The sequence below is a fragment of the Mesorhizobium sp. genome, assembly GCF_004962925.1.
Classification (GTDB): domain Bacteria; phylum Pseudomonadota; class Alphaproteobacteria; order Rhizobiales; family Rhizobiaceae; genus Mesorhizobium.
This window is the reverse complement of sequence record NZ_SUEO01000114.1, coordinates 1-13,776: the sequence shown is the minus strand read 5'-3', so window position 1 is coordinate 13,776 and position 13,776 is coordinate 1. Positions and strand designations below refer to the sequence as shown.

The following is a 13,776-nucleotide window of genomic DNA, read 5'->3' as shown; positions in this document are numbered from 1 at the left end:
ATCGCGCAGACCGGTGACTTCGGCGCTGAGACGCTGCTCGTCTTTCAGCAGCTTGTCACGCTCGTCGAGAGCTGCCGCATAGAGACCACCACTCTTGGGACGCAGCGTTGACGTGACCAGGCTATAGAGCTCTTCCTCGCACGCTGCGGTGATTTCGGCCATGCGCCGCCCGCCGGTTAAGGCTTCAACTTCCCCCTGAACCGAGGACAATAGGCTTTCGCGCACGCGTTTTTGGCCATCCTCCTCGCTTTTGCTGCGCTTTTCGATGCCGGTGACCCCTTGGCGAACCCAGAGCAATCCTGCCGGTCCTGCGGTTCCGCCATGGATTAGTTTGCCGATAAACGCTTCGGCCTCGTCCGCTTGAGCCAACAGTCGCCCCCGATCGAGGTCGATAACGCTGGCCAGCTTGCCGCCATAAAACTGCTTGGTAAGCCGATAGCGTCCTTCTGAAGTGGTGATGTCGGCCTCCACCACCGGATTGCCCCCACTATAAGGCCGTAGCAGTCTCACACCTTCGGGCGTCCCCATATGAGGATGGAAAAAAAGTGCATGGAGTGCTTCGAAGAAGGTTGATTTGCCGAATTCATTGACTGCGCAAAGCACGTTGACGCCGTCGCCTATGTTCTCGATGGCGACGCCTTGCCCGGCGAACCGTTTGACGTTGTGGAGCCGAAGGGCTGAAAGTTTCATGATCCCATCGCCTCGCAATAGCTGAACAGCCGAACCAGTGCTTCTCGCGATATGTCGCGTTCGACAGTCGACCGCCTTTCGTCGGTGCTTTCATCCAACAGTGCCTGCGCTGCCTCGCGAAGGGCACCGGAGCGATCGATCAGATCCAAATCGCCGCTTTCGCAGTCGGTCGCGAGCCCGTCCCCTTGCAGCTCCAGATAGGCGTAGTCGGGCGCGGCTGCCGCGACCGCCGCTTCGAGGGCGGTTCGTCTGGTTATCCGTGCCCGGCCAGACGCGACAATTCGCAGCAAGGTTTGACGCCGCAAGTCTGCCGGTGGCAGCAACGCTTCAAATGCCGCCGAGCTGTCGTCGCCCGACAGCAAATGCAGTGGAGCGGTTTTCCAGGAAAAGCTAGCTGTTTCAACGGCCACGATCTCGGGCATGGCGCCAGGCCCGGCAATGGAAACGACAAGGGCCTGACCGGGTGTATCATGCTTGAAACGGTCAGGTTCGGGCGCACCGCTGTAGCGGCTGCGCTCATTGATGGTGACGGGCCCGTGCCAGTCGCCAAGTGCCAGATAATCGAGGCCGGCCTTGGTCGCGCGATCTGGTGCAATGACGTCGGACGCTGCTGAATCTTCGGAAAAGTTCTGAATGGCGCCATGAGCAAGGCCGAGCCGGATGGCGCCTTGCGGCGTCGCGGCGCTGTCCATCCACTCGGTAAGGTCGCGACCGGGTCTACGGGTGGTGCACGGTGCAGGCAGCAGCGCCACGTCCGCGCCAATGGTCAGGGTTTCGGGCCGGGTCGCCAGTATGACATTGTCCGGCACAACGCTGCCCGCAGCGCTCCACAATTGATCAGCTAACAGTGAATCGTGGTTTCCAGGGAGCAATATCCAGCGCAAGGGCGCGCTCTGGCTCATCTCGGCAAGGGCCTGCCGCAACATCGCTGGTGTAGGCGTTTCGGTGTCGAACGTATCGCCGGCCAGAAATATGGTGGATGCACCATGGACCCGTGCCTGTTCTGCCAGCCGGCTGATCGCGCCATGGCGCGCTTCACGGAGCCGCCCGCGCAGATCCTCCGGCATGTTGCCGAACCGCTTGCCGATATGAAGATCGGAGCTGTGGATGAAGCGAAACATGGAGTCTCCGAGACTATGTCGATGCCCGGTAGCGCCGGGCGCGATCGATGGCCTCATCCAGCCGGGAGCGTGATATCGCCGCAAGTCGCTCGACGCCGAGCATACGTGCAAGGTCGAGAGCGGGATCCGACTGTTCCAGAACGTCTTTGTTCGCGACGACGACAGCGGCTAACTCGGCGATTGGAATGTCGGCAATGGACCGGCGGGCAAGGGCGTCAAACGGCATGCGATAATCAAGCAGACCGACCACCGTCCCCTTCTTCCATAGGAAGCTGCCGCTGGATTCTTCAGTTCTATCGAAATCGCGCAGATGCAGGTCGATCCGCTCCCGAATCTTGTTGCCCGTTCTGAGCCAGCCATGCGCCCGTGCGATGCGCTGCGCAAGGACGTCTTCTCGCAGCGGGCCTTCCTGCTCGATCACCGCGTCGACCATGGTCCGCAAAGTGCCTCGGTAGGCGAAGTCGTAAAAATGATCCGGGCTGATAGCGAATGCTGATAGGTCAGTGAGGCGATAACGGCCGCCCGTCGGTCCGGAATCACGCGTCGAATTCGCGGCAGCGGGCAAAATTGCTCCAGATGCTGATGGATGCTCTACCGTCGCGACGGGAGCGGCGACAAGTTCTGGCTCTGATATTAGCGACAAGTTTTCGGCTTCGCCGATCGATGCAAACTCTTCGGCTGGCAATGGGTCTATGGGGTCGACCTTATGTCCCATGTCCCATTGGATGGTCGCTTCATTTTCCTGTTGTTCAGTTTGCTTGCGACGGCTTTCCTCGAGCAGTGCGGCCAGGCTGGCATGAAGCCTCTCGGTGCAACCTTCGAGATCAAACCACCAATCGGTTGACCATACCCGGACGATGTTCCACCCGAGGCCTCGTAGGACCTGCTCGCGGACCTTGTCTCGATCTCGCGCCGTGGCAGAACTGTGATAGGTCGCGCCGTCACACTCGATCCCCGCCAGATAGGCGCCGGCGAGATCGGGATGCCGGATCCCTATATCCACTCGAAAGCCAGAAATGCCGACTTGAGGAACGATGGTCCATCCGCGCTTCTCAAGCTCGGCAGCGACGGCCTCCTCGAAAGGGGATTCCAAGGCTCCGACCGATCCGCGTTCCTGCGCTGGCAATGCCACAGCGCCGCGTTCGGCAAAATCGAGGAAGGCTTTGAGATGCTGTACGCCGATCGCTTTGGTTCGGTTGGGGTCGATCTGGTCGGCGGCAAAACCTGAAAATACGATCAGTTCCTGCCGCGCACGCGTCACCGCGACATTCAGCCGGCGTTCGCCGCCGTCCCGATTCAGCGCGCCGAAATCCATGCTGCGCTTGCCGGCATTATCTTGCGAAAAGGTGATCGAAAACAGGATTATGTCACGCTCGTCGCCCTGGACATTTTCCAGATTCTTGACGATGGCGGGTTCAATACGCTCGTCGGCAAAGAACCATTCAAGCTCCGGCTCTGTCTGTCGCGCCTTGTCGAAAAGGTCGAGGATGAGCGACTGCTGTTGCGCGTTGAAAGTGATGACCCCCAGCGTGGGCCGGTCCTTTTCTGGAAGGGCCAGCCAACGCCGCATCCTGCTGACCGCCTCGTCGGTTACTGCTTGGGCTTCGATTCGGTTGGTGCGGCTTTTTCCACGATCGTACATGCCAGTCGTGATTTTTCGCAGCTGCACTGCCCGATCTTCCACCGTTGGGGAAGGGAAGGTGATGAGCCGATTCTGATAGTAGTGATGGTTGGAAAAGGCGATCAGCGACTCATTGCGGCTACGATAATGCCAGCGCAGGTCGCGTACCGGGATGCCGGCCGCTTTGGCTTCGTCGAGAATGCTCTCAAGATCCTTTTCGTGCTCGACGACTTCCTCGTCCTCCTCGTTGCGGCCAAAGAAATTGGTGGGTGGCAACTGCTTGGGATCGCCCACGATTATGGTTTGATGGGCTCGCGCGATGGCACCGACTGCGTCCCAGGTGGTGATCTGCGATGCTTCGTCGAAAATCACCACGTCGAACAGCACCTGGTCGGGAGGTAGGTATTGAGCGATGGAGAGAGGCGACATCAGCATGCATGGCGCGAGCTTGGCAAAGCTCGACGGCATAGCGCCGATCATCTCGCGGATTGACCTGCTGGGCCGCTGCAATTCCATCTGATGGCGCAACAGGCCCAACTCGGAATTGCGCGGGACGCTTTGCACAGCCGGCAAACCATGAGCGATGGCGCTGATGACGCGAAGGCTTGCTTGAGTGCGGACAAGATCGTCGATTTCCCGGAAATCTTCGATGGCGTGCTCGTGCTGGAAGCGACGGAAATCTCGCAGCACCGGATCGGCATCCAGTGTGGCCGGCAGCCACCAGCGTACATAGGCCAGGCGGAACGCGGATTGAGCTTCGGTTGGTCGCACTAGACCCGCCTCGATATCGTCGACCAACGCTCCCAGATTCTGACTGACAGCTCTGCGACGAATGCCGCACCACGAAGTCCAGTCCCGCAGAAGATGACGGGCAGCGAGCAAGTCTCCCATCGCGGTCGTCAATTCGGTCAGTGGCTTATCATGTCCTGCCCACGAAGGCGTCTTTCCAGCGGCGATCGCAAATTGGGTTCTCGCAGCCTCGAATGCCGCAGAAGCCGCAAGGAAGCGGGCTGCCCCATGGCGCATCGCGCTATCTGCTGCGCCGCTTCGCAGGCTCGGGGCGGTTGCTTGGAGGAGCGCTCTGAGATCCTCCGTGCCGAGACCGGGCAGGCGTAGCGTCTGTCGAAGCCTTTCGGCGATCGAGAGTATCTGATCGATACTATGGGTGTCGGTATCAAGTGCAGCAAATCCGATCGGCTTGTCAGATAGGATGTTGGCTTCGACAGTGGCGCGGCGGTCCTGCATCACGCGCAACAGCGGCAAGTCGTGCAGAGGATCGGCCACGCCCTCTGTGACATAGCCTTGAAGCAGCTTCTGGACTTTGCGTTTGCCCAACTGACTGTTTGGCCAGAACGCAGAAGCGGCCTGTTGCCATTGCTGCTCTATGTCCTCCATTCGTATCCGCGCAACGGCTGCCTCGTCATAGCGTGCCGACAGGTCCTTGCGAGACTTGCGATAGTCTCCGACTGCATCATTGAGAGTGGCAAGGGCTCCCCGCAACTGGGCGAAATCTCGATCAAAGGCGATGCTGAGGTCATAACCGGCACTGTCCTGGAGTGCCCCCGCCAGTTTTCGCAGCGCTTCGAGCTCGGCTTTTGACGCATCGCCTTTGGCGCGAAGGCCGACGCTCACCAGGAAGGCGTCCAGTGCGGTGGTTAGAACCTCGGACTCACTTCTGAGCGCCTTCGCCGCTTCGAGCAAATTGTCCTGCCAGCCCGACGTCCACTCGGTGACATCTATGAGACGCAGGACCGGTCGCATCTCCACCGACTGAAATGCGAGACCTGTTTCGGCGGCAATATGCTCCAGCGCCAGCCGGTTTGCCTCGTCATGGGAATCGCGCGATGGCCAGGACAATCTCGGAGCGTGCTGCCGCTTGTTCTTGAGAGCGATGCCGAGCGCCAGATAAGGCGTCAGACCATTGACATGGCGCCGATGCAGCGCTTCGACATAGGCGTTAAGTTCGTCGCGGCGCAGGCGAAGCCGTTCGTTGACCGCAATCCATTCGGCTCCGTCCACGCGCACGCTGCTTTCCCAGCTGTTCCTGAGCTGGTTGAGAAAGTTGCGCCGATCCGCCTTGCTGGAATGAAGTTCGAGACAGTTCGCGCCCAGGCCATGTTCGCGAAGGCGACGATAGACGACATCGAGTGCTGCCGTCTTTTCAGCCACAAACAGCACAGTTTTGCCGACTGAAAGACAGTTGGCAATCATGTTGGCAATGGTCTGGCTCTTGCCAGTGCCGGGAGGGCCGATGATGACAAAGTCGCGACCTTCGGCGGCCGCAAGGCTTGCGGCAGTCTGTGAAGAGTCGGCCGGCAACAGCGAAACGATGTCAGACGGAGCATAGTGGTGATCAAGGTCACGTTCGTCTCGGAATGATGCGCCATTGCCCTCGAACGCTATCTCCGGCGTGTCGATCAGATGGCGCACGACACGGTTTTCGCGCAGGGCATCAGTACGCTCGACCAGATCCTTCCACATGAGAAACTTGGCGAAAGAGAAGGTTGAGAGCGCCGTCTCGTCCACCACCTCCATGCCGGGCACGTCGCGCACTGCCTGGCGCATAAGACCGAGCAGCCGCGGCACATCGACGCCGCTTTCGTCCTCGGGCAGCTCACCGGAAAACTGTGGCAGTTTGAGCTCGAAGTCGCGTTCGAGAAACTGCAACAAGGTGGCGTTGAATCGCGGTTCATCTTCATGGAAGCGCAAGGTAAAACGCGATGTCGCGCTGCGGCGCTCGATTTTGACCGGTACGAGAAGTAATGGTGCGCGATAGCTGCGCTCGTCCTCGGTCTTCTTCTTCCAGCGCAGGAAGCCAACCGCCAGGAAAAGCGTATTCGCGCCGCCCTCGGCAAAGTCGTTGCGGACTTGCCGGTAAAGATCGATCAGCCGGGATTCCAATTGGCGCCCATCGAGCGTCGACGGGAGCTCGTCGCGCAGAAGCGCTTCCGCGGCAAAGCCTCGCTGGAGGTCCCGTCCGTGCACCTCGCGATAGAGGGCAGCATCGCGCTCGCCTAGTGGATTCTGTTCGGGCAGCGAAATCAGCCGGATCGAAGCGCCTGCCATGAGGCGGTCCTCGAGGTAGCCGACGTCAGTACAAAGAAACGGAATTGTCTTCTTGGAGTCCGGAAAATTGAGCAGGCGGTTCCGCAGTGTCAAGTCGAGGAGCTTTTTCTGCCAACGGTCGATCCGCCCGGCTGCTGACGTCGGCTTCACCTCGACGATGTCGGCAGGCAGGGCTGTTGCGGACGGTGCCGTTGGCAGCGGCAGCACGATTTCGGTTGCCACCTCGGTATCCACGCTGCGACGCATCGGTTCGTGCGAGGCAAGCGGTGTAATGCCGCCGCTACGCGAGCGGCGGATATCGATGGCGGCGACAAAGGTGGCTATCTGCGTTTCGTCGAGCCGCTGTTCGATTGCTCGTTGCGCAGCCTCCAGCATCATCGCCGGCCTATGCGTTACGCCGGTCGTCTCAAACACCATCAGTTCGCGCGATGCCAGCGCCTTGCGGATTTCCATGGCATCGGGTTCGATGGCGTTGGCGAGCGTCTTCTGTGTCATCCAGACGCCGACGGCAGCGTGGCCCTGGAACATAAGCACGATTGGGTGCAGGCCCGTCGCCTCCAGGGCGGAGGCGAACAACAGACTGGCATCGAGACACGTAGCCAGCCTCTCCGCCGTAATTGTTGAGGGGCGTCGGATTTTTTGGCCTCGGCTTTCGAAACTGGCAGGTGGCTCAGCATAATGCAGGGATAGACCGGCAACCGCCGAATAAATTGCGGCCGCCAGCATGAATGCGCGTTCGGGATTGCCGCTTTGATAGCCATCGAGGCTGGAGGCATGACCATGCGCTGCGAGCCGCTCCGCTGCGGAACGCAGCAGTCCTGCGATCGCCGGGTCGTTCGGCATGACGAATGCAGGCAGCAATTGCGCCATATCGATGACGCCACCCCATTCGTCGCGAGCAAGCAGACGCACCGCAACGCGCTGCTCGGCCAGCACTGCGCCTCCTGAGGTCAGGCGCAACGTTATCTCCCCGCGCTCAGCCTCGTTGAGACCGGCCAGATAGCTGGAGTCGAGATCGATTTTTCGGTCGCTTAAGGGAAGCCGGTCACCAGCAACGATCCGATCAATTATCCAGCTTTTGGCGCGCAAAAAAGGAGGGTTCGATGTCAGCTCGAGAGTGCATTTTTCGAAAGCCTGCTGGGTCGGGTTATTGAGCGCGATAGACCGGATCACCGGAATAGCATTTTGGAAGGACGCATATGTAAAGCTGGCGGCGATGTCCGCCACGACTTCTATTACGGGCGCGGCTGATATACCGGCGGCATCGCCAGTGTCCGAACTCGTTTCCATGCCCCGTCCCCTATTTTCATTTACGATAGAACTTTGCGGCCAGAATTTGAAAGTAAATTCTCGGTATGGTCGCCGCTTAGCTCTTCAGCAGCATAAATCTCCGAACTCGAAACGCCTCCGTCAGCTCGACAGTTGTCGACCTCTGCAGGGATTGGTGATCCTTGCCGCCGGTACAGCACGATATTTGTGATGAGACAGTTGCTCGAGGAGCTTTCGAGGCAGCCGCGCTTGCTTCCACGTTTCGTTGAGCCGCGCTGAGCCGGACGGGACAAGGGCAAATCCTCGATATGGTCTCCATCCGCGAGCGTCCCGCCGAGGCCGAGGATCGCGCCATCCCAGGCCATTGGGAAGGTGATCTGCTCGCCGGTGCAAACGACACCAACATCGTCACCCTCGTCGAACGGCACAGCCGGTTCACGATGCTTGTGAAGTTGGCAAGAAGGGACTCGGCGACCATCGTGGCCGCTCTCGCCCAGAAGATCGGCACATTGCCCGAAGAGTTGCGGCGCTCGTTGACGTGGGACCAGGGCAAGGAGATGGCTTGCCATAAGAGCTTCACCGTCGCAACCGACCTGCAGGTCTACTTCTGCGATCCGCGCAGTCCCTGGCAGCGCGGCAGCAACGAAAACACCAACGGCCTGCTAGACAGTACTTCCCAAGAGCAACAAACTTCTCCCAGGTCTCGCAGACCCAACTCGACGATGTCGCTCTGCGGCTCAACCAGAGACCGCGAAAATCCCTGGACTTCGAAACGCCGGCCGATAGGCTGCAGGAGGTGTTGCAGTGACCGGTTGAACCCACCGCCTCATTCCGGTCGTTCATCCACCTTCTGGGAGTTCCTGAAGGCGGACAGTCTGCTCATTAGCCGGACGCCAGCATTTGAATGCAAACGAGCTGACATAGCCCGGCAAGCTCACGCGGATGCCCCGCAGCTCTAGAGACCCTGGCTCAGATAAGGATCGCAACCAGATAGCATTCGCGCCACAAAGAGGTAGGAAAAACAGGTCGCCGGCAGTTAACTCTACTCTAACTTGTCGTTAGGTTGTAGTTCCGTGCCACCTAGCCTAAGCGATTGCGTTCTTGCAAGTTTACATCAATGGATCTCTAATGAGTGCGCGCTTATCGACTGCCATTAGGATCGGGGAAGCCGCAAAGGCGATCTTTCGAAAAACTCAGAGCTTTCCAAGTCGAGAATTCGGAGAGCATGCCGACCTGAGCGAACGCGAACACGTCGGTGTTGAACCGATGCTTTTGGCGCTTTCGATGGAGCTGGCACTCAAAGCGTGGATCGTCTTCGACCACGACGATCCAAGAGTTGTCAAATCGCACAACCTGATGAAGCTGTTTGATCGCCTAAAGCCCGAAAGCCAAGAGAAACTCGACGCTGAGTTCCAAAGGTCAGTGGTCCCGTATCATCCCAATGGTTTCTACATCGACTACAGCATTCGTCACATTCTGCATCAGCACCAAGACGCCTTCACCGACTGGCGCTACTTTCACGAGGCGAAGAAATCGATGATGTTCGATCAGGGTGCTTTTGAGGCAACGCTCGAAATGGTACTCCGTGAGTTCGAGAAAAGATATCGCATTGAGCGGGTGAAGCCGCTTTGGCCATCCTGAATGCAGTCCGGATCGGAGGCCCCCGATGCGGCATTGAATGCTCGTTTCGAGTGGTAGCTTCGGGCAGGAGCTTTCCGTGCCGGAGCGAAGGGCTAACGACCGCAACGAGGGGAGTAGCGGCCGGGCGGTAACGCGCCTCATCTCGGCCGTAGTGCTCAGGCTTGCCACCGCTTGGAAGCAGACATGGCCGGCGACCAAGATGGGTGTTCGAATCCCATACGGCGCGCCGTTTCAGGTCAAAACACGGCGCGACTTCACCACACTGTGTGCTAAAAATTGTATGGGGGAATCAACAATGCATCTAAGTCGGGTTGTCATCAAAGGTTATCGCGCACTCGGGAATGTAGATGTCGCGATCGCGGAGAAGGCCACGTGTGTCATAGGAGAAAACAACACGGGCAAGTCCTGTTTCGTGCAGGCCCTTAGGTTGTGCCTAGACGTCGATTTTTCTTCGGCGTTCAGATCTCTCCAGAAGGACGACATCCACAGCGATATCGATCAGACGGCACCTTTCCAGGTCTTGGTCGGGGTGGAGTTTACGGGGTATCAGGCAAGCGACAATGAAGTCGCGATGCTGCACGGCACTCAGCTTGGCGATGGACGCGCTCGTATTTTCTACCGGTTTCGGCCAAAGACGGTGGTGCGCGAGGCTCTATCATCGGGCGAGCGTGCACCGGATAGTTTGACGCTCGATGACTTCGGATGGGAGCTGTTCGGCGGCGGTAATCCCGCCGTCGATCTAGCAGACTCGAATGGGACACCGACAACGATGAAATCGGCGCTCGGTCGGTTGGCCTGCAATATCTGCAGGCTTACAGGGTCGTTTTCCTCCACGCCCTGCGCGACGTCGAGAGCGATCTTGCCGAAATGCGTCGATCCCCACTGATCCGCCTTATCGAGGCGAGCAAGATTGGTACAGCGGAGCAAGATGCGTTGGTTGCAGCGGTGCAGACCGCAAATGATGCGATCGAAGGGTCGCCTGCCGTCAAAGGCATTGCGCAAGCGATCGATGGCGCTCTGAAGGAAGTCACCGGCGATGCGTTCGCGCTCGACGTCGACCTGGGTCTAAGTTCCCCCACCTTCCAATCGATCCTGCGCAACATCCGGCTTCTGCTGAGCGGACCGTCGATGAAGCTCTATGAGCCGCGACGAAACGGGCTCGGCATGAATAACCTTCTCTATATCGCGATCCTTATCGAGCAATTTCGCAAGCGTGCGGCTGAGGGAAGGGCGGCAGGCGAACTGATCTTGATTGAGGAGCCGGAGGCCCACCTTCACCCCCAACTGCAGACGGTTCTGCTCGAAGCGCTGAGAGGGCTTCCTTTCCAGTCGATCGTAACAACCCACAGCACACAAGTGACGTCCAAGGCGCCGCTCGCGTCGTTCGTCATGCTGACGAATACAGGGACAAGCGAGCCATCTGTTTCAACGATCGCCTCAAACACCGCATTGGCGCCGGGCGACGTGGCCGATCTCGAGCGCTATCTCGACGCGACGAAGTCCAACCTGCTTTTCGCACGCAAGGTCATGCTTGTCGAAGGAGCGGCAGAGGTGTTTTTGCTGCCGGGGCTCATCAAGTCGGCAATGGGTATAGACCTTGATCGCGCCGGCATCTCGGTGGTGGCGATCCATGGCGTTCACTTCGGTCCTTACTCGCGCCTCTTCTCAAAGATTGGTTTGCCCAAGCGGTGCGCTATAGTGGCCGATGCCGATCAGTCGCCGCCTGACGCAGAACTTGTCATCGATGAAGATGATGCCGAGCCAGACCTTCCCGTGAAGGAGGATCTTGCAGCGCTTGAGGGAGACTTCGTGAAAGTTTTCTTTGGCGCGACGACGTTCGAGCGCGAGATCACGCTCGATGGCAACGTCGGCATGCTTGAAAAAGCGGCCCGAGAGATCGGCGCCCCGCGAATTGCTAACAAGCTCGCTATTGCTGACATTGTGGGAGTCGACGAGGCCCTTAAGAAGAGTGTGCTGAACACCGCCAAGCGTTTCGGTAAAGCGCGCTTCGCGCAGCTTGCCGCTGAAAACATTCCCGCGAAAGCCGAGGTACCGGACTACGTGCGCAAAGCCGTCGAGTGGCTGCAGGCATGAAGCTCACGCCCCAGCAGCAGTTGGCGCTGGACCACGATGGCAACCTCTTGCTGAAGGCCTGCCCAGGCAGCGGTAAGACCCGGACCATCGTCGCGAAGCTGGTAAAGGATGTTGAGGAGCTCCGAGGCACGCCATTTTCAGTGGCGTGCATCACCTACACCAATGCCGCGGTGATCGAGATCGACACGCGCGTGGCAGCTCACCTGATGCCGGATAATCAGATCAACTATGTCGTCTCAACCATCCATTCGTTTTGCCTCCACCATATTCTGAGGCCGTTTGCCTCTCGCGTAGCGGGGTTTTCCGGCACGATGAAAGTGCTGACCTCGGAACGGAAGGAGTTTAACGAGATAGCGGAAAGGGCGGCCGAGCTCGTCGGCCGGTACGATCTTCGGTTTGAGGACTACGTGCGCTTTGGCGGGATCGGTCTCGATGCCAACGGCGAGCTGATCGGCTCCGCGCTCGAAGACGACATGATCCTCCTGGCCGCGCCGCACTTCCTGCGCTTATCCGCAGAGCGCGGGTTCATCGATTTTGCCAGCATCCTCTACCATACGCTCTGTCTGCTACGGGACGACGGTGAGGTCGCGAGATCGGTTGCTACCAAGTTCCGCTCCTTCCTTGTCGATGAGTTCCAGGACACTACTGAGATTCAGGTTGAGATTTTGCGTCTCATTCACGCGGAAGGACGGTCCACGTTCTTCCTGGTCGGTGATCCGGCGCAATCCATCTTTGGGTTCGCGGGGGCGCGTCCGGAGTTGATCGATCCCTTTGCGGACGAGATCGGGGCCAAGCGCGACCTATCGCTGTCGTGGAATTTCCGCTCCAGTGGGCCAGTTGTTGAGCAAGCCGAGCGTCTCTTTCCCCGGGCTCCGGCGATGACCAGTGAGGGGAAAAACAAGGTCTGCACCGAGCCGGCTCATCTCATCACAACCGACCGGACATTCGACGCCATCACCGACGAGTTCTTGCCAGCGATCAACAGGATGGGGCTGCCGCTGGGAAGGTCTGCTATCCTCGCCAAGAGCTGGGCCGCGCTGTACCCCATATCGCGCGGGCTTCGCGACTTTGGAGTAAAAGTTGTGGGACCCGGCGCTCGTCCTTATAGGCGTTCGCGCCTTTTCGCGGGCCTCGCCGAGCAGCTGAGCGCCGCTGTGGTTGATGGCCACCAGTTCAACATCCGGCAGGTAGAGCGCGCAGTCTTTAGCGCGATCCAGGACATGAGCGGGCACAGCCGTTTCGATGTGTTCGGATATCCCGGCCGGCGTACGATTGTCGAGCTATTGCGCCGGGCAGAAGATGTCGCTCTTGCAACCGACGGCGTAGCTTGGCTTGAAACAATGGCAGACGAGACTAGCGCCATTCTTGTCCGAGACGGCTGGCTCGCACCCGCTCACAGGGACAATCTTCAATCGTCGGTCGAAGAAATGGTCGCCGACATGCGGCACAACGACATCGACGTCGATAATCTATCGATTGAAGACCTTGGTATGTTTGCCAGTCCCGATAAGGCATTAAGGCTGATGACGATCCATGAGGCGAAGGGGCGCGAGTTCGCAGCCGTCGCGATCATCGGGGTACGCGAGGGGCTGATGCCACACTACAGGTCGACCCAAGGTGAAGCGCTTGAGGCCGAGAAGCGGCAATTCTACGTGGCGGTCACCAGGGCGGAGCAACTACTGATGTATATCTACGAAAGGGATCGCTACGGCAATCCGCCGAGCCGTTTCTTGGGTCTGGATGGAGTAGATATACTATAGTAACCTCTGGATACAATAAAAGCTTCGAAGGGATGGGACTTTCACAGTATGACCCTGCGGAGCAGGGTCGAAAGGAACCGGTAATCGCATAAACTCAGACAAGGCGAGCGGTCGCCGACGAGGTTGGAAAGGGCGGACAGGAGCTAATGCACAAAGCCGGTTGAAACCGCCGGATCGGGAAAACCCACTGGGCCGTGCACTATAAGTGCGAGCTTTCGATCGGGACCTGAGACGCGCGAATGGCATTATGGCCAGCGGCACATGAAAGGCCGCACCTACAGGTCGGATACATGGCCGCACCAACCAGCAACTGCAAAAGCTCACAAATCCCTTGCCAACGGAGAGCCGTCCATACACGGCCCCAATGCTGCCGCGCAGTAATGCGCCGCATGTCGGCCCTAGAGATCGGCTGTGCCGCTTCCCGAAAGCAGAGATGATGATGACCCAACGCAAGGTATTTCGAGCAAGACACTATACAGCAGCTTCCTGTTCCATCTCTTCCATGTCCTGAAAG

At 58.9% G+C, this 13,776-nt stretch carries 7 protein-coding genes and 1 pseudogene; 5 read left to right on the top strand and 3 right to left on the bottom strand.

The features are described 5' to 3' along the window. From E5W87_RS21230 to E5W87_RS21220, 3 genes are all read right to left on the bottom strand, one after another. Positions 1–690: ATP-binding protein (locus E5W87_RS21230; protein WP_292401785.1), on the bottom strand; the 690-nt coding region annotated here is incomplete at its 3' end. Continuing rightward, a complete protein-coding gene (locus E5W87_RS21225) occupies positions 687–1,811 on the bottom strand; it encodes a DNA repair exonuclease (protein WP_292401782.1) in 1,125 nt (374 codons plus the stop codon). The genes E5W87_RS21225 and E5W87_RS21230, both read right to left, overlap by 4 nt. 13 nt (positions 1,812–1,824) lie before the next feature. Next, positions 1,825–7,788 carry a DUF3320 domain-containing protein gene (locus E5W87_RS21220; protein WP_292401779.1) on the bottom strand — a complete coding sequence of 1,988 codons (5,964 nt, stop codon included), beginning with the start codon at positions 7,786–7,788 and terminating at the stop codon, positions 1,825–1,827. Between the two features lie 272 nt (positions 7,789–8,060). Here E5W87_RS21220 and E5W87_RS21215 point away from each other — a divergent pair. From E5W87_RS21215 to E5W87_RS21195, 5 genes and pseudogenes are all read left to right on the top strand, one after another. After that, positions 8,061–8,575, top strand: a pseudogene (locus E5W87_RS21215) (IS30 family transposase); the annotation flags it as partial. A 320-nt stretch (positions 8,576–8,895) separates the two neighbouring features. Continuing rightward, complete coding sequence (locus E5W87_RS21210; protein WP_292401776.1) at positions 8,896–9,408, top strand: hypothetical protein; 513 nt, start codon at positions 8,896–8,898, stop codon at positions 9,406–9,408. A gap of 199 nt (positions 9,409–9,607) precedes the next feature. Then, a complete protein-coding gene (locus E5W87_RS21205; RefSeq protein ID WP_292401774.1) occupies positions 9,608–10,294 on the top strand; it encodes an AAA family ATPase in 687 nt (228 codons plus the stop codon). Next, entirely contained in the window at positions 10,276–11,502 is a 1,227-nt protein-coding gene (locus E5W87_RS21200; RefSeq protein WP_292401772.1) for an AAA family ATPase, read from the top strand. Before E5W87_RS21205 ends, E5W87_RS21200 begins: the two co-directional genes overlap by 19 nt. Then, positions 11,499–13,262 (top strand): ATP-dependent helicase, encoded by a 1,764-nt coding sequence (locus E5W87_RS21195; RefSeq protein WP_292401769.1) that lies wholly within the window; start codon positions 11,499–11,501, stop codon positions 13,260–13,262. Before E5W87_RS21200 ends, E5W87_RS21195 begins: the two co-directional genes overlap by 4 nt. Positions 13,263–13,776: the final 514 nt, after the last annotated feature.